Genomic DNA, 26,953 nt, shown 5'->3' with positions numbered 1-26,953 from the left:
CCTTTCCTCGATAGGACCTAACCAGAGCCACCCCACCCTCCCCCCCCCCCCCCCCCCCCCCCCCCCCCCCCCCCCCCCCACCGGAAGGGGTGAATGCACGTAACTTTCGCAGTCTCGTAGCGTTCGGTCGCGCTACAAGCGAATTCCGTTACGCTCCGTCAAGCCGCGGCCAACTCCTTGCGAAGGTCCTTCCGGGCGGAGCGGCGCACCGCGGCGGCGAGGGAGCGCTCGATTCCGTAGGTGATGCCGAACCGTCGCGTTCGGCGTGCCGCCCGTCTCGGCCACTGGGACGCGACGGGCTCAATCGCCGGGATACGCCCAGGGGTTGGGGCGGCACTTGACCCCGTCGATGTCCAGCGACTTCGTCTGCTGCTGCATCACCGGGGCGAAGGCACCGGGCGTGCGGCAGTTCACATGACTGTGCCCGAGGCGGTGTCCGACCTCGTGGTTGATGAGCATCTGGCGGTACGTCAGCATCGCCTTGGCCCCGTAGGTCTCCGCGCCCTGTGCCCAGCGGAATGCGTTGATCATCACACGCTCGGTCTCGGAGGAGTTGCAGGAGACATTGCCGTCGGCGGTGTCCAGACCGGACTTGGCGCACCAGGTCGCCGTGGTTCCCGGACTGGCCAGGGTGATCACGAACTCCGGCTCTCCCGAGGAGATCCGCTCGAAGGTCAACTCGCCCCCGTGCGCCCAACTCCGGTCGTCGTTGAGAGTCTCCTGGACGGCTTTCGCGAACAGCGTCCCGTCCAGGCCGAGCCCTTGCTCGACATCCACCCGGTAGCGGATCTTCCGGCCCTTGCCGGGCGCCTTGTCGAAGCCGGGCACGGCGTCGAACTTCCCGGAGCCGCTGAGCTTGGGGTCGAGGGGGAACTGCCGGGTCATCAGCTGCGCATACGTGGGTGGCGCGGCCGGCGCCGCCGGCGCCTCCCGGGGCGGGACCGCCCGCTGGTCCGAGCGCGACGCCGAGCCGTTCTCCTCGTTCCTGTCCGCGCCGTCGGCGGCCTGGGTGGCGGGCGTGTCCGGACCGGTGTCGGTGACCTGTCCGGCGACGACGACCGCGAGCACGGTGATCACGGCGGCTGCCGCGATTCCGGTGAGGGTACGGCCCTTGCCTGCCTTGGCGGGGGCTTCCTCGGGGGCGGCGCCGTCGGGAGGGCCGGGCCGCGTGTCCTGCTGCTGCTCATCGGCGGCGGGCGCGTCGAAGGCTTCGACGAATTCGCGCCGCGGCCCGGGGATCCTGGCACCGGCACCGATCGGCGGCCCCTGACGCCCGGGCGGCGGTACGACCGGGTGCTGCCCGGTCGCGGTGGCGGTGTGTCCGCGGGGGACGCCCTGCCAGTCGCCGTAGCCCTGTGGGTTGCCCTGCGGGGCGCGCTGCGGGGTGCCCCAGCCTCCGCCCGCCTCGTACTGCTCGGGATGGCCGCCGCGTACCTGCGGCACGCCGTGCGCCGGGGTGCCGTACGCCGCCGGGCCCGAGTGCTGCTCCGGCCCGGCGGCGGAGCCCCGGCGCCGGCCGGAGCCGGGGGTCGCGGGCGTCGTCGTATTGCTGGTGGTGGTGCTCGTGGTGTCGGCGGCCTTGGGTGCGGGGCCCTTTCGACTGTGTCGTCCCACGCCCCGGATCAGCTCCTGCCGCTGTCGTCGAGTAGTTCCCGTACGGCCTCCGCGACCGTCTCCGGGTACTCCATCATGGCGACGTGCCCGGCGTCCGGGAGGGTCAGCAGTCTGGAGTCACGGAACGTGGCGCACGCCCTGCGCGCCATTCGGTACGAGACGAGCTGATCGCGGCAGCCGTAGACCAGCAGGGTCGGCGCGAGCACCCGTTCCGCCTGGCGCCACAGCCCATGCTGTCCGCCCAGCGTGTACGCGTCAACGAGACCTCGCGTCGAGCGCGCCAGCACGTCCCAGAAGTACGGCAGCTCCAGCCGCCGCTCCATCTCCTCCACGGCGTCGCGGAACGCCTGGTCGGAGACCATGCCCGGATCCCCGTAACAGAGGGCCAGCACCCCGCGGACGCGCATCTCCGCCGTCCAGCCCTTCGTCAGTCTGCTGAACAGCCCGGTGACGCCGGGCATCGCCATCAGCGCGGTGGGCCAGGCGGAGCGCTGGGCACGGAACTCCGGCAGCGCGGGCGAGATCAGCGTGAGGGTGCGCACCAGATCCGGGCGGACGGCCGCGACACGCGTGGTGACCGCGCCGCCCAGCGAATTGCCGATCAGATGCACGGGGCCGCGACCGCCCGCGTCGAGCATCCGGATGACGGCGCGGGCATGGGAGGTGATGGAGTACTTGCCGTCGTCCGGCGGCGGGGAGTCCCCGAAGCCGGGCAGGTCGACCGCCTCGCCGTCCACGGTGTCCTCGAGCCGGCGCATCAGCGCCGTCCAGTTCAGCGAGGAGCCGCCGAGCCCATGGACGTACAGCGCGGGGGGCAGTCCCGGGCGGGCCGGGGGACGGGTCCGGACGTTGAGCGTCAGTCCCGGCAGCTCGACGGAGCGCAGCCTCTCACCCTCCGCGACCCGTACGGCACGGACCCGCGGAGCCGGTGCGGCGGCGCGGGTTTCCGGCAGCTCGGTCGAAGACATGGGGGCAATGTTACGAGACGATCACGCGGCGCATCCTGTGTTCGCCGTCACAGATCGCATAGCGTCGGGGAGAGCTTGCTCCTAGGCTCGTAGTGGGCGTATTAGCCCCAGGCCCATGAGCACGGGAAAGGGATCCAGATGGCTGTCGACCCGACGGACCCGGAAACCTTCGCAGAAGACGATCAGGGCCAGTCGCTCACATCCGACGAACTCGACGAGGAGACCCCGGAGGCCGACGCCGCGGAGCAGCACACGGAGCTGCAACCACGCCGCGACGACCCGCTGACCGCCATCCACCCGGACGCGGCGAACGAGGCGGACGCAGCGGAACAGGCCCGGGTGGTCGCACTCGACGAGGACGACTACCGCTGATTTGTTTGGATTCCCAGGAATCTCCAGCTACCGCAGGCGTCCGGTACGTGAAATTCTGCGCTCGCACCGCGCGCACCACGGTTACCCAAAAGTACGATGGCGGGCGCGAGCGCACAGCGCGCGCACGCGACACTGTGCTTGTGACATCGAACGTGGGAGGCGGCGTGACAGCCATCGAGCAGACAGAGGCGGCCCGCCCGCGAGGCACCCGCCTGCCGCGCCGTGCCCGACGCAATCAGCTCTTGGGCGCGGCCCAGGAAGTATTCGTCGCCCAGGGGTACCACGCTGCGGCCATGGACGACATCGCGGAGCGCGCCGGCGTCAGCAAGCCGGTGCTGTACCAGCACTTCCCCGGGAAGCTGGAGCTCTACCTGGCGCTGCTGGACCAGCACTGCGAGTCGCTGCTGCAGGCCGTGCGTACGGCGCTGGCGTCGACGACGGACAACAAGCTGCGGGTCGCGGCGACGATGGACGCGTACTTCGCGTACGTCGAGGACGAGGGCGGCGCGTTCCGGCTGGTCTTCGAGTCGGACCTGACGAACGAGCCCGCGGTGCGCGAGCGGGTCGAGCGGGTGTCCCTGCAGTGCGCGGAGGCGATCTCCGACGTCATCGCCGAGGACACCGCACTGTCCAAGGACGAGTCCATGCTGCTGGCCGTCGGGCTGGGCGGTGTGTCGCAGGTGGTCGCCCGGTACTGGCTGTCCAGCGAGTCCGCGATCCCGCGCGACAAGGCGGTGCAGCTGCTGACCTCGCTGGCGTGGCGGGGCATCGCCGGATTCCCGCTGCACGGCAGTGAGGGCCACGGCGACGGCCACTGACGGGCCTGTTCGCTGCCGGCGTGCACGGCTGATCCGTGTCACGTCGCCTCACCGGGCTAATGTGTGCTGGTACGGCGCGGCTGACCGCGCATCGCTGACCGTTCGGAGGGACATAGCCGTGGAGGTCAAGATCGGCGTGCAGCACGCGCCCCGGGAGATCGTTCTGGAGAGCGGTCAGACCGCCGAGGAAGTCGAGCAGGCGGTCGCCGACGCGCTCGCCGGCAAGGCGCAGGTGCTCAGCCTGACGGACGACAAGGGCCGCAAGGTGCTGGTACCGGCGGACCGCGTCGCCTACGTCGAAATCGGCGAGCCGGCCACGCGCCGCGTGGGCTTCGGCGCGCTCTAGACCACACATACGGAAGGGCCCGGCGGGACTGCCCCGCCGGGCCCTTCCGTTCGTCCCCGTGCACGCGGCGTGCCGGGTGATCGTCCGGTGATCGCCCCGGGTGCTCGCCCGCCGGTGCGGAGGGTTGCGTTCCGGCCAGTTCGGGTAGGACGGGCAACGACCCGATTTGCCCGTCCGGCGTCCCTGAGGTGATCCGTGGTGATCCTGGAAGCTCTCGGCTCCGTCCTGCTCGGATTCGCGCTCTCCTGGTCAGCCGTACGGCGGCTTCCGGACCGGCTCCCGGCACCCCGCGTCGTGTACACGACGGGCACGCTGGGTGCGCTCTTCGGGGCGTATCTGACGCACGCGGCGCTCGGACCCGGCTATCTCCTCGGCACCCTGGCAGGCGCGCTCTTCGTCGGGGCCGTCACGCTGTCGTTGCTCATCCGCCCGACGGCCCGCCGCCTGCGCCGATCAGCCGCCGTCTGACCTCCGGTCAGGCAGCCAGCCCCAGCGCAGCCATCCGCTTGGTGTGCGCCTTGGTGATGCGGGTGAACATCTCGCCCACCGCAGCGAGGTCGAACCCGTCCGCGACCCCGCCGACGAGCATCGTCGACAGCGCGTCCCGCTCCGCGACGACGCGCTGCGCCTGGGACAGCGCCTCGCCCATCAGCCGGCGCGCCCACAGCGCGAGCCGCCCGCCGACCCGCGGGTCCGCCTCGATCGCGGCGCGCACCTTCTCGACGGCGAAGTTGCCGTGACCCGTGTCGTCGAGCACCGCGAGCACCAGCCGGCGGGTGTCGGAGTCCAGCCGTACCGCCACCTCGCGGTAGAAGTCGCTGGCGATCGAGTCGCCGACGTACGCCTTGACCAGGCCCTCCAGCCAGTCGGACGGTGCGGTCTGGCGGTGGAACTCGTCCAGTGCCGCCGCGAACGGCTCCATCGCCTTGGTCGGCTCGGTCTCGATGCCGGCGAGCCGGTCCCGCAGCTGCTCGAAGTGGTGGAACTCGGCGGAGGCCATCTTCGCCAGCTCCGCCTTGTCCGCCAGCGTCGGTGCCAGCTTCGCGTCCTCGGCGAGCCGCTCGAAGGCCGCCAGCTCGCCGTACGCGAGCGCTCCCAGCAGGTCCACGACCGCGGCGCGGTACTGGGGGTCGGCGGAAGCCGCGGCCCAGTCCTGGGCGGCGATCCCGGTGGGTTCTTCGGCTGCGTCGGCGGCGGGCGCGGTGGCGTTGTCAGGCGTCTCCATGGAGCGCACAATAGCTCGCCAACCGCGCCGCGGAAGTGCCTGGTCAGCACCCGCCGCCACGCGGTTCCCAGGAATTCGCCCAACACACATGCGCGAATCCGGGGTACAGTGGTATTAAGCCTGCCGGATATTTCGGCGGGCCCTCTGAATGAGGATGCCCGGTCGGTGGCCCGATCGGCTCCGACCTGACAGCCCTCTATGCGCAATTTCGCCATATGAGGGGACCTCAGCGGCACGAGCGCTCGAGCGACGGCAGTGGTCCCGCGCCTTTCCGGCCAATCCACGGCCGGCCGTCCAGTACCCAGGTGCGGTAAGACCCAGGTGCGGTAAGACCCCCAGCGTTCGCCTCGCGCCGCGTCTCACAGAAGAGGCAACACCCTGACTACGCAGGCCAAGACTTTCCGAGAGCTCGGGATCCTTCCCGAGACCGCCGAGGCCCTTGAAGCCGTCGGCATCACGTCCCCCTTTCCCATCCAGGAGATGACCCTCCCGGTCGCGCTCTCCGGCACCGATGTCATCGGCCAGGCCAAGACCGGCACGGGCAAGACCCTCGGTTTCGGACTTCCGCTGCTGGAGCGCGTCACCGTCCCCGCGGACGTCGAGGCGGGCCGGGCCAAGCCCGAGCAGCTGACCGACACGCCGCAGGCGCTCGTGGTCGTCCCCACCCGTGAGCTGTGCACGCAGGTCACCAACGACCTGCTGACCGCCGGCAAGGTGCGCAACGTCCGCGTTCTCGCGATCTACGGCGGCCGTGCGTACGAGCCGCAGGTAGAGGCCCTGAAGAAGGGCGTCGACGTCGTCGTCGGCACGCCCGGGCGCCTCCTCGACCTGGCCGGCCAGAAGAAGCTCAACCTCTCCCACGTCAAGGCGCTCGTCCTCGACGAGGCCGACGAGATGCTCGACCTGGGCTTCCTGCCCGACGTCGAGAAGATCATCCAGCTGCTGCCGGCCAAGCGCCAGACCATGCTGTTCTCGGCGACCATGCCGGGTGCGGTCATCGGCCTCGCACGCCGCTACATGTCGCAGCCCACGCACATCCGCGCGACCGCGCCGGACGACGAGGGCGCGACCGTCGCGAACATCACACAGCGTGTGTACCGGGCGCACTCCATGGACAAGCCCGAGATGGTCGCGCGCATACTGCAGGCCGAGGGCCGCGGGCTGGCGATGATCTTCTGCCGTACGAAGCGTACGGCCGCGGACATCGCCGACCAGCTCGCCCGGCGCGGCTTCGCCTCCGGCGCGGTCCACGGCGACCTGGGCCAGGGCGCGCGTGAGCAGGCGCTGCGCGCGTTCCGCAACGGCAAGGTCGACGTGCTGGTGTGCACCGATGTCGCCGCTCGCGGTATCGACGTCGAGGGCGTCACGCACGTCATCAACTACCAGTCGCCCGAGGACGAGAAGACGTACCTCCACCGCGTCGGCCGCACCGGCCGCGCGGGGGCGTCCGGCACCGCCGTGACGCTGGTCGACTGGGACGACATCCCGCGCTGGCAGCTGATCAACAAGGCGCTGGACCTGGACTTCAACGACCCGGTCGAGACGTACTCCACGTCGGAGCACCTGTTCGAGGAGCTCGGTATCCCCGCCGGGACCAAGGGCGTCCTCCCCCGTGCCGAGCGCACCCGCGCCGGTCTCGAGGCGGAGGAGCTGGAGGACCTCGGCGAGCCGGGCGGCCGCGGTGCGCGCTCGCGTCCCGCACGGTCCGCGCGTACGACGCCCGAGGAGACCCCGGCCCGTACCCGCACGCCGCGCCAGCGTCGCCGTACGCGCGGCGGGTCGCCGGTGAGCGACGAGGCGGCGGCGTCGGGCGCGGCTCCGGCCACCGAGGAGACGGTCGACACGGTGGAGGAGGCGCGCACCCCGCGCCGCCGCCGCCGGACCCGCCCGGCCGCCGCGACCGCGGTCACGGAAGCGCCGGCGGAGACGACCGTGCCGACGGAGGAGCCCGCGAAGCCGCGCCGCCGCCGTACGCGCGCGTCGTCGGCCACGACGGACGCCATCACGACGGAAACCGCGACGGAAGCCACGACGGAGGAGCCGGCCAAGCCCCGCCGCCGCCGTACGCGCGCGTCGTCGGCCACGACGGACGCCATCACGACGGAAACCGCGACGGAAACCGCGACGGAGGAGCCCGCCAAGCCCCGCCGCCGCCGCACCCGCGTCAAGGCCGCCCAGCCGGAGGCCTGATCCCCTCGCGCTGAGGGCCCGTCACCCCTGGGTGGGTGACGGGCCCTTTGCCATGTCGGCGGCGGCAGCCGCACGGCAGCCCCTGCACGCGGGCGCGCTCCGCTACCCGTTAGCCTCGTCCGCATGAGCCGGCCCCCCACCTTCGTGCCCCCAGCCTGCGCCCGCAGCTACCACCTCCGCACCGCCCGCGGGAACTTCGCCGTGCTGGACGCCGAGCCGGACCGCCGCGCGAGCAAAGGCACCGTGATGCTCCTGCCCGGGTACACCGGGAGCAAGGAGGACTTCATCGCGTTGCTCGAACCACTCGCCGCGGCCGGCTATCGCGCGATCGCCATCGACGGCCGTGGGCAGTACGAGAGCGACGGCCCCGCGGACCAACAGGCCTACGTACAGGCAGAGTTGGCCAGGGACGTGCTCGCGCAGTCCGAGGCGATCGGCCACCCGGGGGGCTCCGAGCTCCACCTCGTCGGGCATTCACTCGGCGGCCAGATCGCCCGCGCCGCCGTCCTGCTCGACCCGCGGCCGTTCCGGACGCTGACGCTCATGTCGTCCGGGCCCGGCCGGATCTCCCCCTCCCAGCAGGACAAGGTCAAGCTGCTGAGCGACGCGCTCGCGGTGATGGACATGGGTCAGGTGTGGGAGGCGATGCAGGCGCTGGACCCGCCGGAGGAGGCCGCCACCGACGGCGAGGACCTGCGGCGGCGCTGGATGCGCCACAATCCCGCCCAGTTGCTGGCGACGGGCCGGCAGCTGACCGTGGAACCCGACCGGGTCGCCGAGCTCGCCGCCGTACAGCCGCTGCCCAAGCATGTGCTGTCGGGCGCGCGCGACGACACCTGGCCCGTAGCGCTGCTCGACGCGATGGCGGAACGGCTCGGCGCGCACCGCACGGTGATCGAGGGCGCCGAGCATTCGCCGAACACGGACCGTCCCGCGGAGACCGCCGAGGCGCTCATCGACTTCTGGGATCAGAGCTGACCAGGTGATCGCAGCTGACCCTGAAGATGACCGGATCCGGCCCTGAAGGTGATCAGAACTGCCCCTGAAGGTGCTGCCAGAACCCGTCCCGCAGCGCCCGCCGCAGATGCGCGTAACCACGCAGTGAGTGCTTGAGCAGCTTCTCCGCCTCCATCAGCAGGTCCTGGTCGACCGGACCGGGCAGATACGGGTGGCCGGGCAGCAGCTCCGCCATGGGCTCACGGCCACGTTCGACAAGCCAGGTCGCCGCGATCTGCGCGCCGACGAACCGTACGTCCTCGCGGTCCGGCGGCGGGCTGTCGTCCTCGTACGTCGTGACGGGCCGGCGCGTGACGTAGGGCCGGCAGAAGTCGAGGTCGAAGGTGCGCTGACTGTCCACCTCCCACAGCAGCGGCTCGGCCTGGTTGCGCCCGTCGCCCGCCTCTATGCCCCACAGATGGACCCGTGCGCCGTATCCCTGGGCGGCCTCCACCGCGGAGACGAGGTCCTCGTCGCCGCCGACGAGCGCCGCGTCGCTGATGGCCCGGTGCCTGGCGAGTGACTCCAGGTCGTTGCGGATGAGGGAGTCGACGCCCTTCTGCTGGTTGTTGGCGTTGAGGTTGCCGAGCCGCACCTTGACGTCGGGAAGCTCGGCGATGGACTGCTGCTCCGGTGTGTGGATGCGGCGCCTGGCGCCGTCGTACCAGTAGACGCGCAGGAGGCGGCTGTCCGCGAATATCGTGCGGGCCTTGTCGATGAACGCCTCTATGAGCCCCTCGGCGTCGAGGTCGAAGGAGCGCCGGTCCTCGGTTCCCGCTACAAGCAACCCGGCCGCAGCATAGACGTAACCGGCGTCGACGAAGATGGCATGCGTGGACGGGGTCTTCGCGACCTCGGCGAGCATGCGCTGGAGCAGCTCGTTGGTGCGCTCCAGGCGGGCGCTGATCTCGGTGGGCAGTGCGTCGTTCATACCGCCCCCATTGTGTGCTGGCGGTGGCATACCTGCCAGTAGTTAGCCATCCAAAAAATTTCCTTAGCGTAGGGAATGTTTGCAGACGGCATCCCGTTGGAACGTACGGAACTCAGACGGACAGAAGGGAGCTCTTTTATGCGCTTCGAGATCATGCGACTCGACGACGTCGACGGAAACGCCGTGGACAGCACCGTTGTGGACGCCGCCTCCGTCAACCGGATGGTGCAGCAGGCCGCCGCGGTCGGCCAGCGCATCTACATCCGACCGGCCCAGGCCTCGGCTTCGTAACGCCTTCCGGCTTCGTAACGCCCAGGATCGACGCGCCCCCGTACGGACACGTTCCGTACGGGGGCGATGTGCTGCACGGGCGATGCGCCGCGACGGCGCGACCTGCCGCAACGGGTCAGGAGCCCTGGATCACCTGGGTGACACCGTTGATGATCTGCTGCACGGCGATCGCCGAGAGCATCATGCCCGCCAGTCGGGTCACCAGCACGACACCGCCGTCCTTGATGAGCCGGATGATCAGCAGCGAGTAGCGCATCGTCAGCCAGAGCACGACGTGCATCGCGACGATCGCCGCCCACACCGAGACCTGGGCCGCGACGCCGTCGGCGTGCTGCACCGCGAGGATGACCGAGACGATCGCGCCCGGCCCGGCGAGCAGAGGCATGCCCAGCGGTACGAGCGCCACGTTGACGTCCTTCGTCTGCTTGGGCTCGTCGGTCTTACCGGTCAGCAGGTCGAGCGCGATGAGCAGCAGGAGCAGACCGCCGGCGATCATCAGTGCGGGCACCGAGACATGGAGATACGTAAGGATCTGCTGGCCGAGGATGCCGAAGACGGTGATCACACCGAAGGCCACGGCGACGGCCTGCCAGGCCATCCGGCGCTGGACCTTGGCGGGTCGGCCGGAGGTGAGGGCGAGGAAGATCGGGGTGATCCCGGGCGGATCCATGATCACGAACAGAGTGAGGAAGAGGGAGCCGAAGACGGCGACGTCGAACACAGTGAGGCCTTGCAGGGTGTCGGGGTGTCAGGGGTGTCGGGTTTTCCGCGGCGTTTCGCGGAGTTTCGCGCGGTGCAGCGCAATGCGGCGCAGTGCAGCACGGTGCAGCACGGTGCAGCACGATGGCTGGGGGCTCCACGGCGTTCCATGGAGATCCGCGGGGTGGGGCGTACGAAGGCGCGCACGTACGTGCGCGGGGACGCCGGAAGCGGCCCGCGGGGGACCCCGGGGTCAGCGGCGGGGCGCTCCGCCCGTGCCCATGACCGGGAACGCGCCGGTCGCGCGGCGTGTGATCTCGCCGTAGATCTCCGGGTCGGTCGTGTAGTCGCCGAGCCGGCAGGCCTTGCGGCTGCCGTGGTAGTCGCTGGAGCCGGTGGGCAGCAGACCGAGATCGGCGGCGATCCCCCGGAGCCGGTCACGCGCCGGCTCGTCGTGGTCCATGTGGTCGACCTCGATACCGTCGAGGCCCGCCGCGGCCAGCCGGCCGATGACGTCCTCGGGCACGACCTCGCCACGCTTGACCGCGAGCGGGTGGGCGAAGACGGTGACGCCGCCGGCGGCCTTGACCAGACGGATGGCGTCGAAGGGGTCGAGCTCGTGCTTCTCGACGTACGCCCGTCCGCCGTCGGCCAGCCAGTCGGGTGTGAAGGCCGCGGAGACGTCCGGCACGACGCCGAGTTCGACGAGCGCGGATGCGACGTGCGGCCGGCCGACCGAGACCCCTCCCGGCTTCTCGCTCCTCCGCCCACTCGGCGCAGGTGCGGCTTTCGTCGCAGTCAGCGGCCCGGCGGCCTCGTGTGCGTCGCTCGGGATTCCCGCTATCCGGGCCACCTGGTCCCAGGTGATCGGCACGCCCAGCTCCTGGAGCTTGGCGACCATGCCCTGCGCACGCGGCACGCGGTCGTCCCGTACCAGCTCACGTTCGCGCGCCAGCTCGGGCTCCTCGGGGTCGAAGAGGTAGGCGAGCATGTGGAGGCCGATGCCGTTGATCCGGCAGGAGAGCTCGGCGCCGGTGACGAGCGTGAGCCCCACCGGGAGTGCGGCGATCGCCTCGGCGTGACCACCGACGGTGTCGTGGTCGGTCAGCGCGACGACGTCGAGTCCGGCTGCCGCGGCGTGACGGACCAGCTCGGCCGGGGTGTCCGTACCGTCCGATGCCGTGGAGTGGGTGTGCAGATCGATGCGCACGACGCGTGACTCCAGGACTCGGGGCGGACAGGGGACGTTCAATCGTAACGGGGGATCGAACATCACCCGGACCACCGCGTCACGTGAAAGCCGTCACGACAGCAGCCGCGGCGACAGCGCCCCGCACGGCAGGAGCTCCACCTCCGAGCCCGCGTCCCGCAGATCCGTCAGTATCAGCTCGTCGTACATCAGCAGCCCCGTGGACTCGGGCCAGACGATCGCCCACAGCCACAGCCCGCGCGCCTCGCCCGCGAAGACCGCACGGTCGTCCGGCACATCGTTGACATGCCACAGCGGTGTGGGCCGGCCCGCGGCAAGGACCTTGGCCTGAGGTGATGTGTCGACTGCCATGTGCGGGCCCGGGTCCGGTCCGTCGATCCCGGCGAAACGTGCGCCGAGGCCGACCCCGAGCTCCTCGGCGACCAGCAGCAACTCCCCCACACCGCCCAGCGGACCGGGGCCCGAGCACGCGACGGCGGTGGCGCGGCCGCCACTGCGGTCGTCGCCCGCGTACGCGACGCCGGTGAAGAGCCAGCCGACCGGGAGCGGCCAGGGCATCCACACCGGGACCTTGGCACGGGCCACCACAACTGTGAGGGCCTCGACGCTCGGCGGGATCACGGGCTGCAACGGGTGCACGGAACCGTGCACATCGCACTGCCAGGTGTCGGCGAAGAGTCCGGGCGCCCTGACCCGGCCACCACACTTCGGGCAACTGGGTTCGCCCCTCATAGCGCTCAACAGTCCTACCCGTGCGGCGTCGCGTCAAGGACGATCACCCCGTCGGCACGGCGGTTTCACCCGGCCTCACCAGCGAAAACTAGATGCACATTGCACTCATTAGCCTCTCTAAGGCCATGCTGGTCACCGGTTTCGTGTCCAGCGCTGTCCGGTGCCCTGATCGGCGTGAACAACTGGGCGCGACGGGCCTCGCTCACGCACGAGGCGGCGGAGCCGAAGCCGGTGCACGTGGCGCAGGGCGGCGTGACGGCCTTCGCCGACTGAGCGTCAGAAGTCCTTCGAGCGGCCCCTCGGACAGCCCGTCGGACAGCCCGTCAGACAGCCGGCCATGCGGTCGTCGTGCAGTCCTTCATGCAATCCGTCATGCAATCCGCCGCGCAGTCCGTCATGCAGTCGCCATGCAGCCGGAAGCCCAACTCGGCCATGAGATGGGTCACTTCACCCACACCCCGGGCGTGACTGGCGTCACGTCAGAGTTACGGACCTGCGCAGCGGATCGCGCAGGTCCGTTCCGTTGGCCAGCCACCGCTCCTGGAGCTGCGCCGCGCCGTGCACCCGCTTCCACGCCGCCTCGTTCGGCGTCATCGGCAGGAGCGGAAGGAAGCGCACCGGGTCCATCGGCTCGTCCAGTTCGAGGTCCTCGACCAGACCGCCGGACTCGGCGACCAGGACGGAGGAGAACGGCGCCTGCGGCCACAGCGGCTCACCGAGGTCCAAGGAGTTGCCCGGCGCCACGATCACCCCTTCGACCTGCGGTGATGACGCGAGGACCGCGAGCGGGCGGAGCACCTTGTCGGTGTCGGCGAGCCCTGCGCGTACCGACAGGAGCAGCTCCGCGCGGGGCCCCTTAACCGGGTCGGCGAGCACATCCTTGGGGTCGGTCATCGGCTGGGCGGACATGCCGAGCGTGGCGTACCGGACGATGTCCCCGGCGACGAAACGGAGCACCTCGATCCGGTCCGTACCGAGAAACGTGACCGCGGCGCGCGCATCCGGTTCGCCCAGCGCGGTGCGCAGCCGGGCCTCGACCAGAGCAAGAACTTCTCCCATCCCGCGAGCATAGATCGCATCAGGAACGGGCAAAGAAAGGGATTGACCCTCAGTCGGCTGATAGGCTTGGCCGCCTGGTCGGGACAGCATGCGCATGGGGCAACTCCCAGCGGCGGCTGAGGGAGTGACTCCCGGGTTCCCGACGACACGTCATCCCCCACGGGGGACCGGCCGGAGGAGGTGGGGCTGCGGTGGATCGAAGTCGACCGTGCAGTACCAACCGCTCTTCCGCGCGACCCCTCACTGTCTGAACCTGAGGGCTTCCCGCTCCGTTCCATGGCACCGCGCACGACGGAAGAGCACGTCGTTTTTGCCTGACTGTCTGTAGCGAACGCCGTCACCGCGTACCGCGGTGCCGCCCGCTTTGCGGACGTATCGACATAACGTCCCCATTCCGGGCTGTGCCACGCCTCGCACCGGCGGCCTCTCCGTGAAGGAGCCTGCCATGTCGATGATCCGTGACCTGCGCGAAGCGGTCCGCCCCGCGCTGCGCAAGAGCACCAGCCCCTACAGCACGTACGACACGACCCGTGACCCCTCGGCCTCCAGCGCGGTCGTCGACTGCGCCGTCTACCGCGACGGCCGCCGGGTCGAGGCCGCGGAGTGCCTCACCCCGCACGAGGCGATGCTCCGGGTGCGTGAGGGCGGCGGCTTCGCGTGGATCGGCCTCCACGAGCCGACGGAGGAGGAATTCTCCGGTATCGCCGCCGAGTTCGGCCTCCACCCGCTGGCCGTGGAGGACGCCGTCCACGCCCACCAGCGGCCCAAGCTGGAGCGGTACGACGACACGCTCTTCACGGTCTTCAAGACCATCCACTACGTCGAGCACGCCGAGCTCACCGCGACCAGCGAGGTCGTCGAGACCGGTGAGGTGATGTGCTTCACCGGGCCCGACTTCGTGATCACCGTGCGGCACGGCGGGCAGGGCTCGCTGCGCAACCTCCGCCACCGGCTGCAGGACGACCCCGAGCTGCTCGCCAAAGGCCCCTCGGCCGTACTGCACGCCATCGCCGACCATGTCGTCGACGGCTACATCGCGGTCGCTGACGCCGTGCAGGTCGACATCGACGAGATCGAGATCGACGTCTTCTCCGCGCCGTCGAAGGGCAGCACGCGCGGTACGGACACCGGGCGCATCTACCAGCTCAAGCGTGAGGTGCTGGAGTTCAAGCGGGCGGTCACGCCGCTGCTGCGGCCCATGCAGCTGCTGAGCGAGCGCCCGATGCGGCTGGTCGACCCGGACATCCAGAAGTACTTCCGCGACGTCGCCGACCACCTGGCCCGGGTGCAGGAGCAGGTCATCGGCTTCGACGAGCTGCTGAACTCGATCCTCCAGGCCAATCTGGCGCAGGCGACGGTCGCCCAGAACGAGGACATGCGCAAGATCACGTCCTGGGCGGCGATCATCGCCGTACCGACGGCGGTCTGCGGGGTGTACGGCATGAACTTCGACCACATGCCCGAGCTGCACTGGAAGTACGGGTACCCGATGGTCATGGTCGGCATCGTCGGAATCTGTCTCACCATTCACCGCACGCTGAAGCGCAACGGCTGGCTCTAATAGGCTGCGGAGCATGAACGACGCTCAGCTCGGCAACGACATGCTGCTCGGCCAGGCCCTCGTCGAGGAGGCCACCAAGAAGTCCGGTCTCATCTGGGTCCGGGGCACCGGACCCGCCCGGGCGCTGTGGCATGTGTGGCACGACGGGGCCGCGCATGTGGTCGGCGACGGCCCCGGCGAGCAGCCCCTGCCCGGGCTGACCGACGGCTCCACCGCCGAGATCACCGTGCGCAGCAAGGACAAGGGCGGCCGGCTGGTGACGTGGACCGCCGCGGTGACCGAACTGGCCCCCGGCTCGGAGGCATGGGAAGCCGCGGTCGCCGAGCTTAAGGGCAAGCGGCTCAACGCCCCGGACGGCGAGCGGATGACCGAGCGCTGGGGCCAGGAGTGCCGGGTGCTGCGGCTGGAGCCGCGCGAGTCGTCCACGGAGCACCCGCGGGATTCCCTGTCGGCCGTGCCGCTCCCCACTCCGGCCACGACCCGCCGGCCGATTCCCGCGGCCCTGCCGCGGCTGCTGCGCCGAGGCCGCAAACACAGCTGACCCGCCCGGCCGGGCCGGGCGCCGTCGGTGGTCAGCAGCCGTCGGCGTCAGTCGCTCGTACGGGGAAGCTGGCGGCCGTAGTCGACCGTCTCCTCCTTGGACGGGGGCTCCAAGGTGAACTCCTTGTCCCAGTCCGCAAGGGTGAGCACGCCCGCGCCGCCCGCGCGGGCCAGCTGGAGCGGGTACGCGGTGCCCTCCAGAGAGACATCGAGCGTGCCGCCGTTGCCCTCGCCGCCCATGATCTTGATCGTGCGGACGCCGCCGACCTTGGCGCGGTCGCCCTTGCTGAGCTTGCCGTGCAACCCGAGCAGCCCGTCCAGCAGCACATCCATGTCGGTGAAGCCGCGCAGTTGCTTGTACGCCGGGTCGTCCTCGGGGACCTTCACGTACTTGTCGTCGAGCTTCTCGGCGGCGGCCTCGTCCTCCTCGCCGGTGGAGTCGGAGCCATTCTTTCCGTCCGATCCGCCCGATCCGTCCGCTTCCTTGTGGCTCCAGAAGCCCGCGTCGGCCTTCAGATAGAGCGCGTCACCGACCCGCAGCAGCTCGAACGTGGAGTTCTTCGAGGTGACCGAGCCGATCGCGCCGGTCTTTCTCAGCTGCATGTTCAGCTTGTACGTGCCGCCCTTGGAAACCAGGGTGCCGGCGAGCCGTACCGCGTCCGCGCCGTCGGCCGCCGCCTTGGCCTTGGCCTCGATCGCGGTCGCCTCCAGTTTGCCGACGCCGTTCGTCCCCGCGTCCGGGTCCTCGCCGCACGCCGTGAGGGCTGCGGCCAGCCCCGCGCACAGCGCGACGGAGAGCGCGGCCCGGCGGGCCCGGGCGACGGCGGCAGGGTGGAGAGCGGTCACGAGCACACTGCCTCTCTTACGCGTGGGGGGTGGCAAGACCGCAGCGTACCCGGGCCAGGTGGGCCCTCCGGAAGGGAGCCGTCCGGACCTTCCACAGCAGCACCATGGAACGGTACGGGCTAGCCTGAAGCCGTTGAACAGCCGCATTTCCGGGCAGATGGGAACGGACTGAGGAGGCGCGGATCATGGCGGGAGGCGCCCCCCGGATCTTTGTCTCGCACCTCGCCGGTGTCCCGGTCTTCGACCCCAACGGCGACCAGGTGGGGCGTGTGCGCGACCTCGTCGCCATGCTCCGGGTCGGCGGACGGCCGCCCCGGCTGCTCGGCATGGTCGTCGAGGTGCTCAGCCGCCGCCGGATCTTCCTCCCCATGACCCGTGTCACCGGCGTCGAGTCCGGTCAGGTCATCACCACCGGCGTCGTCAACATGCGGCGCTTCGAGCAGCGCCCGACCGAGCGCCTCGTCCTCGGCGAGCTGCTGGACCGCCGGGTCCAGCTGGTCGAGTCGGGCGAGGAGGTCACCGTCCTCGACGTCGCCATCCAGCAGCTCCCGGCCCGGCGCGACTGGGAGATCGACAAGGTCTTCGTACGGAGAGGCAAGGGCGGGGCCCTGCGGCGCAAGGGCGAGGCGCTGACCGTCGAATGGTCGGCCGTCACCGGCTTCTCGCTGGAGGAGGAGGGACAGGGCGCCGAGAGCCTGCTCGCCACCTTCGAGCGGCTGCGCCCCGCCGATCTCGCCAACGCCCTGCACCACCTCTCTCCCAAACGGCGCGCCGAGGTCGCCGCGGCCCTCCACGACGACCGCCTCGCCGACGTTCTGGAGGAACTGCCGGAGGACGAGCAGATCGAGATTCTCGGGAAACTCAAGGAGGAGCGGGCGGCGGACGTGCTGGAGGCGATGGACCCGGACGACGCCGCCGATCTGCTCTCCGAGCTGCCGGAGGAGGACAAGGAGCGGCTGCTGATGCTGATGCGGCCGGACGACGCCGCCGACATGCGCCGGCTGTTGTCGTACGAGGAGCGGACGGCCGGCGGGCTGATGACGACCGAGCCGATCGTGCTGCGCCCGGACGCGACCGTCGCGGACGCGCTGGCCCGGGTGCGCCAGCAGGACCTCTCCCCCGCGCTGGCCGCGCAGGTGTACGTGTGCCGGCCGCCCGACGAGACGCCGACGGGCAAGTACCTGGGCACGGTGCATTTCCAGCGGTTGCTGCGGGATCCGCCGTTCACCCTGGTCAGCTCGATCGTCGAGAGCGATCTGCCGCCGCTCGCCCCGGGCACCCCGCTGCCCGCGATCACCAGCTATCTCGCCGCGTACAACATGGTCGCGGCGCCGGTCGTGGACGACAGCGGTGCGCTCCTGGGAGCGGTGACCGTGGACGACGTGCTCGACCATCTGCTGCCGGAGGACTGGCGCGAGGCCGAGTTCGAGGGGACGGGGTCCGCCCATGAGCAGTGAGTACGGACTCACCGAGCGCGGCGAGGGCAAGGAGAGGCCTCCCGCCGGGGCCGGGGCACCGCGACCGCGCGTGAGGCTCGATGTGCCGCGCGCCCCGCGCCGGAAGGTCCTGCCGGAGTACGACCCCGAGGCCTTCGGCCGGTTCTCGGAGAAGATCGCCCGGTTCCTGGGGACGGGCCGGTTCATCGTCTGGATGACCCTGACGATCATCGTGTGGGTCCTGTGGAACATCTTCGCCCCGCCCGTCCTGCGCTTCGACGAGTACCCGTTCATCTTTCTGACGCTCGCGCTGTCGCTGCAGGCGTCGTACGCCGCCCCGCTGATCCTGCTCGCGCAGAACCGTCAGGACGACCGCGACCGGGTCAATCTGGAGCAGGACCGGTCGCAGAACGAGCGCTCCATCGCGGACACCGAGTATCTGACCCGGGAGATCGCCGCACTGCGGATGGGGCTGGGCGAGGTCGCCACCCGCGACTGGATCCGCTCGGAGTTCGAGGACCTGCTGAGGGAGCTGGCGCACCGGCCGCCGGTATTCCCGCCCGCGGCCTCCCGCAGACGTGACGAAGGCGACCGCTGACAGGGGCCCCCGTGGCGGGATCCGGCGCCGTACCATCGTCCGTATGGCTACGGAAGACGCGGTGCGCGAAGCACTGGCGACGGTGAACGACCCCGAGATCAACAAGCCGATCACCGACCTCGGCATGGTGAAGTCGATCGAGATCGGGGCCGACGGCGCGGTGGCGGTCACGGTCTATCTCACCGTCTCCGGCTGTCCGATGCGCGAGACCATCACCCAGCGCGTCACGGACGCCGTCGCGGGCGTCGAGGGCGTCACGCGCGTCGATGTCTCGCTGGACGTGATGAGCGACGAGCAGCGGCGCGAGCTCGCGGCCTCGCTGCGCGGCACGACCGCCGAGCGCGAGGTGCCCTTCGCCAAGCCCGGCTCGCTGACGCGGGTGTACGCGGTGGCGTCCGGCAAGGGCGGCGTGGGCAAGTCCTCCGTGACCGTGAACCTGGCGGCGGCGATGGCCGCCGACGGACTGAAGGTTGGTGTCGTCGACGCCGATATCTACGGGCACTCGGTGCCCCGGATGCTCGGCGCGGACGGCCGTCCCACCCAGGTCGAGAACATGATCATGCCGCCGTCCGCGAACGGTGTGAAGGTCATCTCGATCGGCATGTTCACCCCGGGCAACGCACCGGTGGTGTGGCGCGGCCCGATGCTGCACCGCGCGCTCCAGCAGTTCCTCGCCGATGTGTACTGGGGCGATCTGGACGTCCTCCTGCTCGACCTGCCCCCGGGCACCGGCGACATCGCGATCTCCGTGGCCCAGCTGGTGCCGAACGCGGAGATCCTGGTCGTCACCACTCCGCAGCAGGCCGCGGCGGAGGTCGCGGAGCGGGCCGGCTCCATCGCCGTCCAGACCCACCAGAAGATCGTAGGCGTCGTCGAGAACATGTCGGGCCTGCCGTGCCCGCACTGCGACGAGATGGTCGACGTGTTCGGCACGGGCGGCGGGCAGAAGGTCGCCGACGGCCTGACGCAGACGACGGGCGCCACGGTCCCGGTGCTGGGCCAGATCCCGATCGACGTCCGCCTTCGCGAAGGCGGTGACGAGGGCAGGCCGGTCGTCCTCACCGACCCCGACTCCCCGGCGGGCGCGGCCCTGCGCAGCATCGCCGGCAAGCTCGGCGGCCGCCAGCGCGGTCTCTCGGGCATGAGCCTGGGAATCACGCCGCGCAACAAGTTCTGACGTACGTACGCGAAAGGGGCACCGTCCACCGGGACGGTGCCCCTTTCGTACGTCCAGGCGTACGCCTCGTACGTCTACGCGTACGCCGCCATGTCCCGCACCACCGAGAACCCCAGGCCGTAGGCGCTCAGGCCCCGCCCGTACGCCCCCACGTGCACCCCGTTCTGCGCGGACCCGGCCAGCACCCAGCCGAACTCCGACTCCCGGTAGTGGAACGGCATCGGCACCCCGTCCACCGGCAGCGACAACTCGGACCACGCCGGACCGGACAGGTCGTCCGCCAGCGCGAACGCGGTCTCGGTCTGCTGGTCCAGCCAGTCGTCGCGCAGCGAGTGGTCGAGCTGCCCGGGCCACGTGTACGCCAGCAGCCCCGAGCCGGCCAGCCAGGCCGCGGACGAGACCGTCGTGGCGTCCAGGAGGCCTCTGCCGTCCCCGGTGCGCCGTACCGGGCTCGCCGCCACCGTCACGACCACCGCGAAGCGTTCCTTGTCGACTGCGGTCGCGTCGGACTTTATCGACGGCTCGTCGCCGTGGCCCATTGAGCCGTGCTGCACCGTTCCGTCCGCGTCGGTGCCGACCTGCATCAGCCAGCGCGGGCCGGTGAAGGCCTCGTCCAGTCCGTACCAGGGGAACGGTGCGCGCAGATAGCTGTCGACCGTACGCCGGGCTGCGGGCACCCCCTCAGCGGTGGACGTGCTGGGCGTACTCTGCGCCCCTACCCGACTCGTCGTCTCCATCTGCCTGGCCGCCTCCTCGATCACCAAGGTCCGGAACGGCCCGCCCCCCGCGGGCGTCCTCGTTTCCGGACAGATGGAGAGGATAGCCATCTCGCACCGGCTCGTAGCGGTTGATGGCGCTCAGGGCGCTCAGGTGGCGTCTGCGTCGAACGGCGGGCGCTCGCCCTGATCGACGGTTTCGCGCTTCTTGAGCAGATCCGGGGCGGCGCCGGGCGAGCCGTTGACCACGGCCGGGACGGAGCTGTCGGGCTCCTTGCCGTGCACCGCGTCCGCCACGTCGTTCATTTCCTTCTTGAGATCGAAGGTGCTGCGGATCTCCTTGAGGTCCTCGTTCTCATTCAACTGCTTGCGAATGAACGTCTTGGGATTGAGGTCCTCGAACTCGAAGTCCTTGAATTCCGGACCCAGCTCGTTGCGGATGTCGTGCTTCGCGTTGTCGGAGAATTCCCGGACCTTGCGGATGAAGCGCGAGACGTCCTGGATGACCTTCGGCAGCTTGTCCGGGCCGAAGACGAGCACGGCAAGGACCACGAGTGTCACAACCTCGAGTGCGCCTATGTCATTGAACACCCTGCTGCTCCTTGTGTTCGTGTTCTCCGTGCCGCTGCCGAATGACCGGATGGGGCCGGCTCCACGGTACCCGGCGAATCTGTCCGGACGGTACCTTCGGGGTGTCGCTCACGTGCCGGTCGACGAACCGAGCGTCACCGTCCTGGTCTGCTCTTTGCCCTTACGGGTCAGCGTGAGCTCCAGCCGGTCTCCGGGGCGGTGCGCGCGGATCTTGACGATGAGTTCCTCACCGCTGTGCACCCGCTGGCCGTCGACCTTGGTGATGACATCGCCCGGACGCAGACCGGCCTTGGCGGCGGGGCCGCCCGCGGTGACGGACGGGGCGCCGTCCTTGCCCTTCTCGCCTACGCGGGCGCCGTCGCCCGCGTAGCTCATGTCGAGGCTGACGCCGATCACGGGGTGGGTGGCCTTGCCGGTGTTGATGAGCTCCTCGGCGACCCGCTTGCCCTGGTTGATGGGGATGGCGAAGCCGAGGCCGATGGAGCCTGCCTGGCCGGCCTTTCCGTCCGGGCCGGGTGCGCTGTCGGCGGCGCGGATGGCGCTGTTGATGCCGATGACGCGTGCTTTGGAGTCGACGAGCGGACCACCGGAATTCCCGGGGTTTATCGGCGCGTCGGTCTGCAGCGCGTCGACATAGCTGATGTCGCTGCCGTCGCCCTCTTCACCGCCGGCGGTGATCGGGCGCTCCTTGGCGCTGATGATTCCGGCGGTCACGGTGTTCTGAAGGTCGAAAGGCGCGCCGATGGCGACGACGGGGTCACCGACCCGCACGTTGTCGGAGTTGCCCAGCGGCAGCGGCTTGAGGCCGGAGACGCCGCGGACTTTGACGACGGCGAGGTCGTAGCCGCTGTCCTTGCCGACGAGGGTGGCGCGCGCGGTCTCGCCGCCGCTGAAGGTGACGGAGATGTCTCCGGAGCTGCCGGCGGGGGCGACCACGTGGTTGTTGGTGAGGATGTGGCCCTGCGCGTCCAGGACGAAGCCGGTGCCGGTGCCCTGCTCGCCGCCGCCGCTGACGTGCAGTGTCACGACACTCGGAAGCGCGCTGGCAGCGATGCCGGCGATGCTGTCGGGGGCCCGGCCGGAGTCCTCGGCGCCGGCCTGCGGCAGCTCGACGGTGGTGATTCCGCCGTTCCTTTCGAGGTACGCGCCGACTCCGCCGCCGAGCACTCCGGCGAGCAGCGCGAAGAGCAGCGCGCCGACGAGGGCCACGCCGCGCCGGCTCTTCTTCCGGGGAGGCTCGCCGGCCCGGGTGAGGGTGCCTCCGGGGGCGCTCCAGGGGTCGTACTGGATCCACTGCGCGGGTACGGGGGCCGGTGCGGGCACGGGTGCGGGTGCCGGTGCGGGCTGTGCGTACCCGTTGCCCGAGGGGTACTGCGGCGGGACACGCGTCCCGTGCGCCGGCGTGCCGCCCACAGGTCGCTGCACGGGCGGGGCAGGCGCCCACGGCCCGGGGCCGCCGTACGGCGGTGTCCGGTACTCGTCGGGCTCGTGCATCGGCTGCATACCCGCGCCACCGGTGGGGTTGGCTCCGGCGGGGGCAGCCACGGCGTGCGAGGCCTCTGGAGCCGGGACCTCGGGTGCGGGGACCACCGGCGCCGGGGTCTCCCGGACCGTCCCGGCCTCGGCGGGCGCCGGGGCGGACGGCGAGGCCACCGGGGCGGCGGGTGCCGCCAGGGGGTAGTCGGGCTGATCGTCGGTGTGGGCGGCCGGTGCCGCGGGCGGCACGACGTCATCGGCCGGGACGGTGTCCGTGGGCTCCGAGGGGTCCGTGGGCTCCGTTGGGTCCGTGAGCGCCTCCGTCGCAGCCCCGTCGGGCGCCGACGGTGTCTCCGTACGGGCCGGGCGGCTCCACCACTTCGGCTTGGGACCCGTCGGCTTCCCGTTCTCCATGCTCTCCCCGCAACTGGCCAGTCCGCGCGCCCCGCCGGGCACCCTCCCCTGGATTCAACCAGGTTTACCGATGGTGTCCCACAGGGTGCCCGGTCACACGGACGCCGGGGGCCGGATCAGCGCTGGGTCGGGGACGCGAGCCGGCTGGGCAGCGGGGTGGCCGACAGCGTCGGGCCGGGGGCCGTGGCGAGCTGGAACGCCGAGCCCGTGGGCCGTATCAGCGGTGGCGTGGACCCGCCCGTGAGCAGAGCCGGCGCCGCGAAGGGGTGAGACAGCGGCTGTGCCTGGGTCAGGGTCTGCGGGGCCATCGCCGCGGCCCGCTCACCGCTCAGACCGACCAGCCCGGTCGCCCCGCCGCGTCGGCGGTTGGCTTCCGCTCCACTGCTGGTCGCGGTCGCCGTGCGCAGCGGTGTGACGCTGTTGCCACGATGGTCCCCGCGGGCCGATACGTCTCCCGTGGCGGCGAGCGGCAGCGTCCCGCCCAGGGCGATCGCCGCGAACGAGACGGCGCTGGCCGCGGCGAACGCGAACCTGCGGCCGCGCCACGGCGAACGCTCGGCTTCCTGACGTCCCACGTCGTGGATGCGGAACCCTGATCCCGGCCCGCCGCCGGGCAGCCCGGGCCCGCCGGGGACGTACCCGAAGCCCTCCGGGGTCACGCCGAAGACAGCATCGGTGAGGCGCCCCCCGCCGAAGGGACCTCCCCGCCGGTCGTCATCACCTCCGGGCGGTCCGGCGGGCAGCCCCTGCAGCCGCGCGAGCAGGCCCTCGGAGGGCGGTGGCGGGGCGGCGGTGGCGAAGACGCTCTTCAGCCGGCGCTGCGCGTCGGCCTCGGCCTTGCACTTGGGACAGGTCGCCAGATGGGCCAAGACGCGCTCGCGCGCGTCGTGTTTGAGTTCGCCGTCGACCAGGGCGGCGAGCCGGTCCCCCAGATGCTGCTCCGCGGGGGTGGGAGTTGTGCCGCTCACGCCGTCCCGCCCTCCCCGGCCACGCCCGCGAGCGCGCGCTGCTCGGCACGTGCCTCGGGAGAGCGGTGCTGCAGGGCCTTGCGCAGATGGGACCGGCCGCGGTGGATACGGCTGCGGACGGTGCCGAGCTTGACGCCGAGCGTGGCCGCGATCTCCTCGTACGAGAGACCTTCGATGTCACAGAGGACCACGGCCGCGCGGAACTCGGGCGCGAGGGTGTCGAGCGCCTGCTGGACGTCGGCGTCGAAGTGCGTGTCGTGGAAGACCTGCTGGGGGGACGGCTCACGGCTGGGCAGCCGCTCGGCCGCGTCGTCGCCGAGCGCGTCGAAACGGATGCGCTGCTTGCGGCGGACCATGTCGAGGAACAGATTGGTGGTGATGCGGTGCAGCCAGCCCTCGAAGGTCCCCGGCGTGTAGGTCGACAGGGAGCGGAAGACACGGACGAAGACCTCCTGGGTGAGGTCCTCCGCATCGTGCTGGTTTCCGGTCAGACGGTAGGCGAGACGGTAGACCCGGCCGCTGTGCGTGCTGACGATGTCCTCCCAGGAGGGAGGAGTCCACGCCTGCGATTCCGCATCCGATGCGAACGTCGCGGTGGGTACGGAGTCGGCCTGGCGGGAACGGGCGTCAGCGGTGTCGGTCACGGATTTCGGCTCACCCGCCGACCTGAGAAGGCGCCGCAGCACCCCTCTCCGATCCACAGGCGCAGCCGCACCTCCCCTGTCGGCTCTGGTGGTGTCCAGTGGAGTCCCTACCATAGCCACCTCGCCCGTTAGCTCCGGATAAGAATCTTTACGCGAATTTGGGAACGGGTGTCGTCCGTCCGCCCCTTTCCCCCTGCTCCTGCATAACGCCCGGTCCCATCTGCGGGTTCCCGGGTGCAGCGGATACAGTCACGGTTGCGCGAACTACGGGGACAGGAGAGGGCCATTACCGCCAACCGGCAGACGAGCTGGGCGTTCGCCGACGCCTTTGTCGCCGAGGACGAAGCTCTGCGCTGGGCCCGTGAGCGGGCCCGGGAGACAGGGCTGCCCTCGGTGTCGCCGGGCACCGGCGCAGCCCTGCGACTGCTGGCCGCGACGGCGGACGCCAAGGCGGTGGCGGAGATCGGTACCGGCACCGGGGTCTCCGGGATCTATCTGCTGCAGGGCATGCGGCCCGATGGCGTTCTGACGACCGTCGACCCCGAGCCGGAGCGCCAGCAGTTCGCACGGCAGGCGTTCCGGGCCGCCGGTTTCGCGGGGAACCGGGCGCGGTTCATCCCCGGCCGCGCGCTCGACGTACTGCCGCGGCTCGCGGACGGCGGATACGACCTCGTCTTCTGCGACGGCGACCGGATGGAGTCGCTGGAGTGTCTCGCTGAATCGTTGCGCCTGCTGCGGCCTGGGGGTCTTGTGTGCTTCGAGGGCGTCTTCGCGGACGGCCGCACGGTCGATTCGGCGGCGCAGCCCGGTGAGGTCCTGCGGGTGCGGGAGCTGCTGCGGGCGGTGCGGGAGAGCCAGGAGCTGATTCCGTCGCTGCTGCCGGTGGGCGACGGACTGCTGTGCGCGGTGCGCCGCGGCTGATCCGGCCGGCCGGCTCCACCGCAGACACGACGACCGCGCACGTACGGCCGCGCAAACGACACTGCCCCGGCACAGCGTGATGCCGTGCCGGGGCAGTGCGGAAAGGTGTGGGCGCTTCCGCGTCAGCCGACGACCTTCTTGAGGGCGTCACCGAGGGCGTCTGCCTCGTCCGGAGTCAGCTCGACGACAAGCCGACCGCCGCCTTCGAGCGGAACGCGCATGACAATGCCCCGCCCCTCCTTGGTCACCTCGAGCGGGCCGTCGCCCGTCCGCGGCTTCATGGCCGCCATGCTCGTTCCCCTTCCTGAAACCAGCTCATCGTCAGCCGACGGCCCCCTGGATGGGCACGCGTCACCGGCATCGAACACATTGCTTCCCAGCCATTATCCCGCATCGCGGGACCCGATGACCAACATCAGTCGGCATCGCTTGCGCAACGCGCTTTCACAAAACCGCCCATTTCGGGGATCCGCCTGCGATACTTCGCCCTCGCTTCACCTTCGCACACCCAATCCGGGTCCCGGATTCTTTGACACAGGTCACATACCGGGGCGCATGTCAGGCCTCGGCGATCTCCGCCATGCTGGGCTGGACATCACTGCCTGAGGCGCAAAGGGGACCCTGTCATGGCCGACACCGTGCTGTACGAGGTGAGCGACGGACTCGCGACGATCACGATCAACCGGCCCGAGGCCATGAACGCGATGAACATCGAGGCCAAGGTCGCCCTTCGGGACGCGCTGCAGGCCGCCGCCGCGGACACCGCCGTACGGGCGGTGCTGCTGACCGCGTCGGGGCGCGCGTTCTGTGTGGGGCAGGACCTGAAGGAGCACGTCTCCCTGCTCATTTCCGACAAGGAATCGGGCACCAGCCACACGATGAACACCGTGCGTGATCACTACAACCCCATCGTGCGAGCCCTGACCGAGATGCCGAAGCCGGTGGTGGCGGGGGTGAACGGGGTTGCCGCGGGCGCGGGTCTGGGCTTCGCCCTCGCCGCGGACTACCGGGTCGTCGCCGACTCCGCGAAGTTCACGACCTCCTTCGCCGGGGTCGCGCTGACCGCCGACTCCGGGGTCTCCTGGACGCTGCCCCGGCTGATCGGCGCGAGCCGCGCGGCCGATCTGCTGTTGTTCCCGCGGTCGATCACCGCTCAGGAGGCGTACGACCTGGGCATCGCGAACAAGCTCGTACCGGCCGACGATCTGGCGGCCGAGGCGGCGGCGGTGGCCCGGGCGCTGGCGGAGGGGCCGACCCTCGCGTACGCCGCGATCAAGGAGTCGCTCGCGTACGGCGCGGATCACTCGCTCGGCGAGACGCTGGCCAAGGAGGACGAGCTGCAGACCAGGGCCGGCGCATCGGCGGACCACGAGATCGCGGTCCAGGCCTTCATCGCCAAGGAGAAGCCGAAGTACCTGGGCCGGTAGGGGCTCCCCCAGACCCCCGGACCTCCAGGTCCTTGGATCCCCGCATCCCCGGACCCTCAGCCCTGAAAGTGGCGGGGGGGGGGGGGGGGGGGGGGGGGGGGAAGGGGGGGGGGGGGGGAGGGGGGGGGGGGGGGGGGGAGGGGAGAGCACCACCGGGGGGGGGGGGGAGGAGAGGGGGAGGGGGAGG

29 protein-coding genes are annotated in these 26,953 nt (G+C 70.8%); 14 read left to right on the top strand and 15 right to left on the bottom strand.

What is annotated here, in order from left to right; genetic code table 11:
- Positions 1-300 precede the first annotated feature (300 nt).
- A complete protein-coding gene (locus AC0699_RS36390; protein ID WP_478669478.1) occupies positions 301-1,614 on the bottom strand; it encodes a DUF3152 domain-containing protein in 1,314 nt (437 codons plus the stop codon).
- A gap of 8 nt (positions 1,615-1,622) precedes the next feature.
- Positions 1,623-2,582 carry an alpha/beta fold hydrolase gene (locus AC0699_RS36385; RefSeq protein ID WP_478669475.1) on the bottom strand — a complete coding sequence of 320 codons (960 nt, stop codon included), beginning with the start codon at positions 2,580-2,582 and terminating at the stop codon, positions 1,623-1,625.
- A gap of 138 nt (positions 2,583-2,720) precedes the next feature.
- On the opposite strand from AC0699_RS36385, the gene AC0699_RS36380 reads away from it, so the two are divergent.
- The 4 genes from AC0699_RS36380 (at position 2,721) to AC0699_RS36365 (ending at position 4,586) form a co-directional block, all read left to right on the top strand.
- Entirely contained in the window at positions 2,721-2,954 is a 234-nt protein-coding gene (locus tag AC0699_RS36380; RefSeq protein WP_478669472.1) for a hypothetical protein, read from the top strand.
- 164 nt (positions 2,955-3,118) lie between these two features.
- Complete coding sequence (locus tag AC0699_RS36375) at positions 3,119-3,772, top strand: TetR/AcrR family transcriptional regulator (RefSeq protein WP_478669469.1); 654 nt, start codon at positions 3,119-3,121, stop codon at positions 3,770-3,772.
- A 118-nt stretch (positions 3,773-3,890) separates the two neighbouring features.
- Positions 3,891-4,118: a DUF3107 domain-containing protein gene (locus tag AC0699_RS36370; RefSeq protein ID WP_478669467.1), complete on the top strand. Its 228-nt coding sequence runs from the start codon at positions 3,891-3,893 to the stop codon at positions 4,116-4,118.
- Positions 4,119-4,316: 198 nt separating this feature from the next.
- Complete coding sequence (locus AC0699_RS36365; protein ID WP_453668808.1) at positions 4,317-4,586, top strand: hypothetical protein; 270 nt, start codon at positions 4,317-4,319, stop codon at positions 4,584-4,586.
- Between the two features lie 7 nt (positions 4,587-4,593).
- Here AC0699_RS36365 and AC0699_RS36360 read toward each other — a convergent pair whose 3' ends face one another.
- Positions 4,594-5,343, bottom strand: a complete 750-nt coding sequence (locus AC0699_RS36360; RefSeq protein WP_478669463.1) for a ferritin-like fold-containing protein — start codon at positions 5,341-5,343, stop codon at positions 4,594-4,596.
- A gap of 480 nt (positions 5,344-5,823) precedes the next feature.
- Between AC0699_RS36360 and AC0699_RS36355 the strand changes: the two genes are divergently transcribed.
- Entirely contained in the window at positions 5,824-7,533 is a 1,710-nt protein-coding gene (locus AC0699_RS36355; RefSeq protein WP_478669460.1) for a DEAD/DEAH box helicase, read from the top strand.
- A 123-nt stretch (positions 7,534-7,656) separates the two neighbouring features.
- Entirely contained in the window at positions 7,657-8,511 is an 855-nt protein-coding gene (locus AC0699_RS36350) for an alpha/beta fold hydrolase (RefSeq protein WP_478669457.1), read from the top strand.
- 52 nt (positions 8,512-8,563) lie between these two features.
- Here AC0699_RS36350 and AC0699_RS36345 read toward each other — a convergent pair whose 3' ends face one another.
- Positions 8,564-9,460 carry an NYN domain-containing protein gene (locus AC0699_RS36345; protein ID WP_478669454.1) on the bottom strand — a complete coding sequence of 299 codons (897 nt, stop codon included), beginning with the start codon at positions 9,458-9,460 and terminating at the stop codon, positions 8,564-8,566.
- Between the two features lie 138 nt (positions 9,461-9,598).
- On the opposite strand from AC0699_RS36345, the gene AC0699_RS36340 reads away from it, so the two are divergent.
- Positions 9,599-9,751, top strand: coding sequence for a hypothetical protein (locus AC0699_RS36340; RefSeq protein ID WP_469769009.1), 153 nt, complete (start codon positions 9,599-9,601; stop codon positions 9,749-9,751).
- A 115-nt stretch (positions 9,752-9,866) separates the two neighbouring features.
- On the opposite strand, the gene AC0699_RS36335 is transcribed toward AC0699_RS36340, so the two are convergent.
- The 4 genes from AC0699_RS36335 to AC0699_RS36320 all read right to left on the bottom strand — a co-directional run bounded on the left by AC0699_RS36335 (position 9,867) and on the right by AC0699_RS36320 (position 13,451).
- Positions 9,867-10,472, bottom strand: a complete 606-nt coding sequence (locus tag AC0699_RS36335) for a MarC family protein (protein ID WP_478669449.1) — start codon at positions 10,470-10,472, stop codon at positions 9,867-9,869.
- 231 nt (positions 10,473-10,703) lie between these two features.
- On the bottom strand, positions 10,704-11,660 hold the full coding sequence (locus AC0699_RS36330; protein ID WP_478669446.1) for a PHP domain-containing protein: 957 nt from the start codon (positions 11,658-11,660) through the stop codon (positions 10,704-10,706).
- Positions 11,661-11,753: 93 nt separating this feature from the next.
- Complete coding sequence (locus AC0699_RS36325) at positions 11,754-12,392, bottom strand: DUF6758 family protein (protein ID WP_478669442.1); 639 nt, start codon at positions 12,390-12,392, stop codon at positions 11,754-11,756.
- Positions 12,393-12,866: 474 nt separating this feature from the next.
- Positions 12,867-13,451 (bottom strand): suppressor of fused domain protein, encoded by a 585-nt coding sequence (locus AC0699_RS36320; protein ID WP_478669440.1) that lies wholly within the window; start codon positions 13,449-13,451, stop codon positions 12,867-12,869.
- A 445-nt stretch (positions 13,452-13,896) separates the two neighbouring features.
- Between AC0699_RS36320 and AC0699_RS36315 the strand changes: the two genes are divergently transcribed.
- The gene (locus AC0699_RS36315) at positions 13,897-15,012 is read left to right on the top strand and encodes a magnesium and cobalt transport protein CorA (RefSeq protein WP_478669436.1); all 1,116 of its coding nucleotides are present in this window, start codon (positions 13,897-13,899) and stop codon (positions 15,010-15,012) included.
- Positions 15,013-15,025: 13 nt separating this feature from the next.
- Positions 15,026-15,553 carry a hypothetical protein gene (locus tag AC0699_RS36310; protein WP_478669432.1) on the top strand — a complete coding sequence of 176 codons (528 nt, stop codon included), beginning with the start codon at positions 15,026-15,028 and terminating at the stop codon, positions 15,551-15,553.
- Positions 15,554-15,600: 47 nt separating this feature from the next.
- Here AC0699_RS36310 and AC0699_RS36305 read toward each other — a convergent pair whose 3' ends face one another.
- Positions 15,601-16,398, bottom strand: coding sequence for a hypothetical protein (locus AC0699_RS36305; RefSeq protein ID WP_478669429.1), 798 nt, complete (start codon positions 16,396-16,398; stop codon positions 15,601-15,603).
- A 185-nt stretch (positions 16,399-16,583) separates the two neighbouring features.
- On the opposite strand from AC0699_RS36305, the gene AC0699_RS36300 reads away from it, so the two are divergent.
- The 3 genes from AC0699_RS36300 to AC0699_RS36290 are packed head-to-tail and all read left to right on the top strand — an operon-like array spanning position 16,584 to position 19,609.
- Positions 16,584-17,855 (top strand): magnesium transporter MgtE N-terminal domain-containing protein, encoded by a 1,272-nt coding sequence (locus AC0699_RS36300; protein WP_478669425.1) that lies wholly within the window; start codon positions 16,584-16,586, stop codon positions 17,853-17,855.
- The gene (locus AC0699_RS36295; RefSeq protein ID WP_478669422.1) at positions 17,845-18,432 is read left to right on the top strand and encodes a DUF1003 domain-containing protein; all 588 of its coding nucleotides are present in this window, start codon (positions 17,845-17,847) and stop codon (positions 18,430-18,432) included. The genes AC0699_RS36300 and AC0699_RS36295 overlap by 11 nt, the downstream gene beginning before the upstream one ends.
- A 43-nt stretch (positions 18,433-18,475) precedes the next feature.
- The gene (locus AC0699_RS36290) at positions 18,476-19,609 is read left to right on the top strand and encodes an Mrp/NBP35 family ATP-binding protein (RefSeq protein ID WP_478669418.1); all 1,134 of its coding nucleotides are present in this window, start codon (positions 18,476-18,478) and stop codon (positions 19,607-19,609) included.
- Between the two features lie 74 nt (positions 19,610-19,683).
- Here the strand turns inward: AC0699_RS36290 and AC0699_RS36285 are convergent, their stop codons facing one another.
- From AC0699_RS36285 to sigE, 5 genes are all read right to left on the bottom strand, one after another.
- Positions 19,684-20,346 (bottom strand): hypothetical protein, encoded by a 663-nt coding sequence (locus tag AC0699_RS36285; protein ID WP_478669416.1) that lies wholly within the window; start codon positions 20,344-20,346, stop codon positions 19,684-19,686.
- 129 nt (positions 20,347-20,475) lie between these two features.
- Positions 20,476-20,916 (bottom strand): sec-independent translocase, encoded by a 441-nt coding sequence (locus tag AC0699_RS36280; protein ID WP_469769020.1) that lies wholly within the window; start codon positions 20,914-20,916, stop codon positions 20,476-20,478.
- Between the two features lie 108 nt (positions 20,917-21,024).
- Positions 21,025-22,806, bottom strand: coding sequence for a S1C family serine protease (locus AC0699_RS36275; RefSeq protein ID WP_478669409.1), 1,782 nt, complete (start codon positions 22,804-22,806; stop codon positions 21,025-21,027).
- Positions 22,807-22,922: 116 nt separating this feature from the next.
- Positions 22,923-23,774: an anti-sigma factor family protein gene (locus tag AC0699_RS36270; RefSeq protein WP_478669406.1), complete on the bottom strand. Its 852-nt coding sequence runs from the start codon at positions 23,772-23,774 to the stop codon at positions 22,923-22,925.
- On the bottom strand, positions 23,771-24,460 hold the full coding sequence (sigE, locus tag AC0699_RS36265) for an RNA polymerase sigma factor SigE (RefSeq protein ID WP_469769219.1): 690 nt from the start codon (positions 24,458-24,460) through the stop codon (positions 23,771-23,773). The genes AC0699_RS36270 and sigE overlap by 4 nt, the downstream gene beginning before the upstream one ends.
- Positions 24,461-24,673: 213 nt before the next feature.
- Between sigE and AC0699_RS36260 the strand changes: the two genes are divergently transcribed.
- Positions 24,674-25,339: an O-methyltransferase gene (locus AC0699_RS36260; protein WP_478669403.1), complete on the top strand. Its 666-nt coding sequence runs from the start codon at positions 24,674-24,676 to the stop codon at positions 25,337-25,339.
- 122 nt (positions 25,340-25,461) lie between these two features.
- Here the strand turns inward: AC0699_RS36260 and AC0699_RS36255 are convergent, their stop codons facing one another.
- Positions 25,462-25,629: a DUF3117 domain-containing protein gene (locus tag AC0699_RS36255; RefSeq protein WP_003966491.1), complete on the bottom strand. Its 168-nt coding sequence runs from the start codon at positions 25,627-25,629 to the stop codon at positions 25,462-25,464.
- A gap of 336 nt (positions 25,630-25,965) precedes the next feature.
- On the opposite strand from AC0699_RS36255, the gene chcB reads away from it, so the two are divergent.
- The gene (gene chcB, locus AC0699_RS36250; protein ID WP_478669400.1) at positions 25,966-26,766 is read left to right on the top strand and encodes a 2-cyclohexenylcarbonyl CoA isomerase; all 801 of its coding nucleotides are present in this window, start codon (positions 25,966-25,968) and stop codon (positions 26,764-26,766) included.
- Positions 26,767-26,953 lie beyond the last annotated feature (187 nt).

This window comes from Streptomyces sp. NPDC043870, from assembly GCF_056435785.1.
Note: the sequence above shows the minus strand (reverse complement) of the source record. Positions and strands in the feature narration are given on the sequence as shown.

What these genes read in the sequence shown, in the direction of transcription:
- AC0699_RS36295 (WP_478669422.1), top strand. Translation starts at nt 17,845, where the DNA reads ATGAGCAGTGAGTACGGACTCACCGAGCGCGGCGAGGGCAAGGAGAGG.
- AC0699_RS36275 (WP_478669409.1), bottom strand. Translation starts at nt 22,806, where the DNA reads ATGGAGAACGGGAAGCCGACGGGTCCCAAGCCGAAGTGGTGGAGCCGC.
- chcB (WP_478669400.1), top strand. Translation starts at nt 25,966, where the DNA reads ATGGCCGACACCGTGCTGTACGAGGTGAGCGACGGACTCGCGACGATC.
- AC0699_RS36380 (WP_478669472.1), top strand. Translation starts at nt 2,721, where the DNA reads ATGGCTGTCGACCCGACGGACCCGGAAACCTTCGCAGAAGACGATCAG.
- AC0699_RS36355 (WP_478669460.1), top strand. Translation starts at nt 5,824, where the DNA reads ATGACCCTCCCGGTCGCGCTCTCCGGCACCGATGTCATCGGCCAGGCC.
- AC0699_RS36360 (WP_478669463.1), bottom strand. Translation starts at nt 5,343, where the DNA reads ATGGAGACGCCTGACAACGCCACCGCGCCCGCCGCCGACGCAGCCGAA.
- AC0699_RS36285 (WP_478669416.1), bottom strand. Translation starts at nt 20,346, where the DNA reads ATGGAGACGACGAGTCGGGTAGGGGCGCAGAGTACGCCCAGCACGTCC.
- AC0699_RS36315 (WP_478669436.1), top strand. Translation starts at nt 13,897, where the DNA reads ATGTCGATGATCCGTGACCTGCGCGAAGCGGTCCGCCCCGCGCTGCGC.
- AC0699_RS36350 (WP_478669457.1), top strand. Translation starts at nt 7,657, where the DNA reads ATGAGCCGGCCCCCCACCTTCGTGCCCCCAGCCTGCGCCCGCAGCTAC.
- AC0699_RS36345 (WP_478669454.1), bottom strand. Translation starts at nt 9,460, where the DNA reads ATGAACGACGCACTGCCCACCGAGATCAGCGCCCGCCTGGAGCGCACC.
- AC0699_RS36255 (WP_003966491.1), bottom strand. Translation starts at nt 25,629, where the DNA reads ATGGCGGCCATGAAGCCGCGGACGGGCGACGGCCCGCTCGAGGTGACC.
- AC0699_RS36320 (WP_478669440.1), bottom strand. Translation starts at nt 13,451, where the DNA reads ATGGGAGAAGTTCTTGCTCTGGTCGAGGCCCGGCTGCGCACCGCGCTG.
- AC0699_RS36290 (WP_478669418.1), top strand. Translation starts at nt 18,476, where the DNA reads ATGGCTACGGAAGACGCGGTGCGCGAAGCACTGGCGACGGTGAACGAC.
- AC0699_RS36340 (WP_469769009.1), top strand. Translation starts at nt 9,599, where the DNA reads ATGCGCTTCGAGATCATGCGACTCGACGACGTCGACGGAAACGCCGTG.
- AC0699_RS36300 (WP_478669425.1), top strand. Translation starts at nt 16,584, where the DNA reads ATGGCGGGAGGCGCCCCCCGGATCTTTGTCTCGCACCTCGCCGGTGTC.
- AC0699_RS36385 (WP_478669475.1), bottom strand. Translation starts at nt 2,582, where the DNA reads ATGTCTTCGACCGAGCTGCCGGAAACCCGCGCCGCCGCACCGGCTCCG.
- AC0699_RS36325 (WP_478669442.1), bottom strand. Translation starts at nt 12,392, where the DNA reads ATGAGGGGCGAACCCAGTTGCCCGAAGTGTGGTGGCCGGGTCAGGGCG.
- AC0699_RS36310 (WP_478669432.1), top strand. Translation starts at nt 15,026, where the DNA reads ATGAACGACGCTCAGCTCGGCAACGACATGCTGCTCGGCCAGGCCCTC.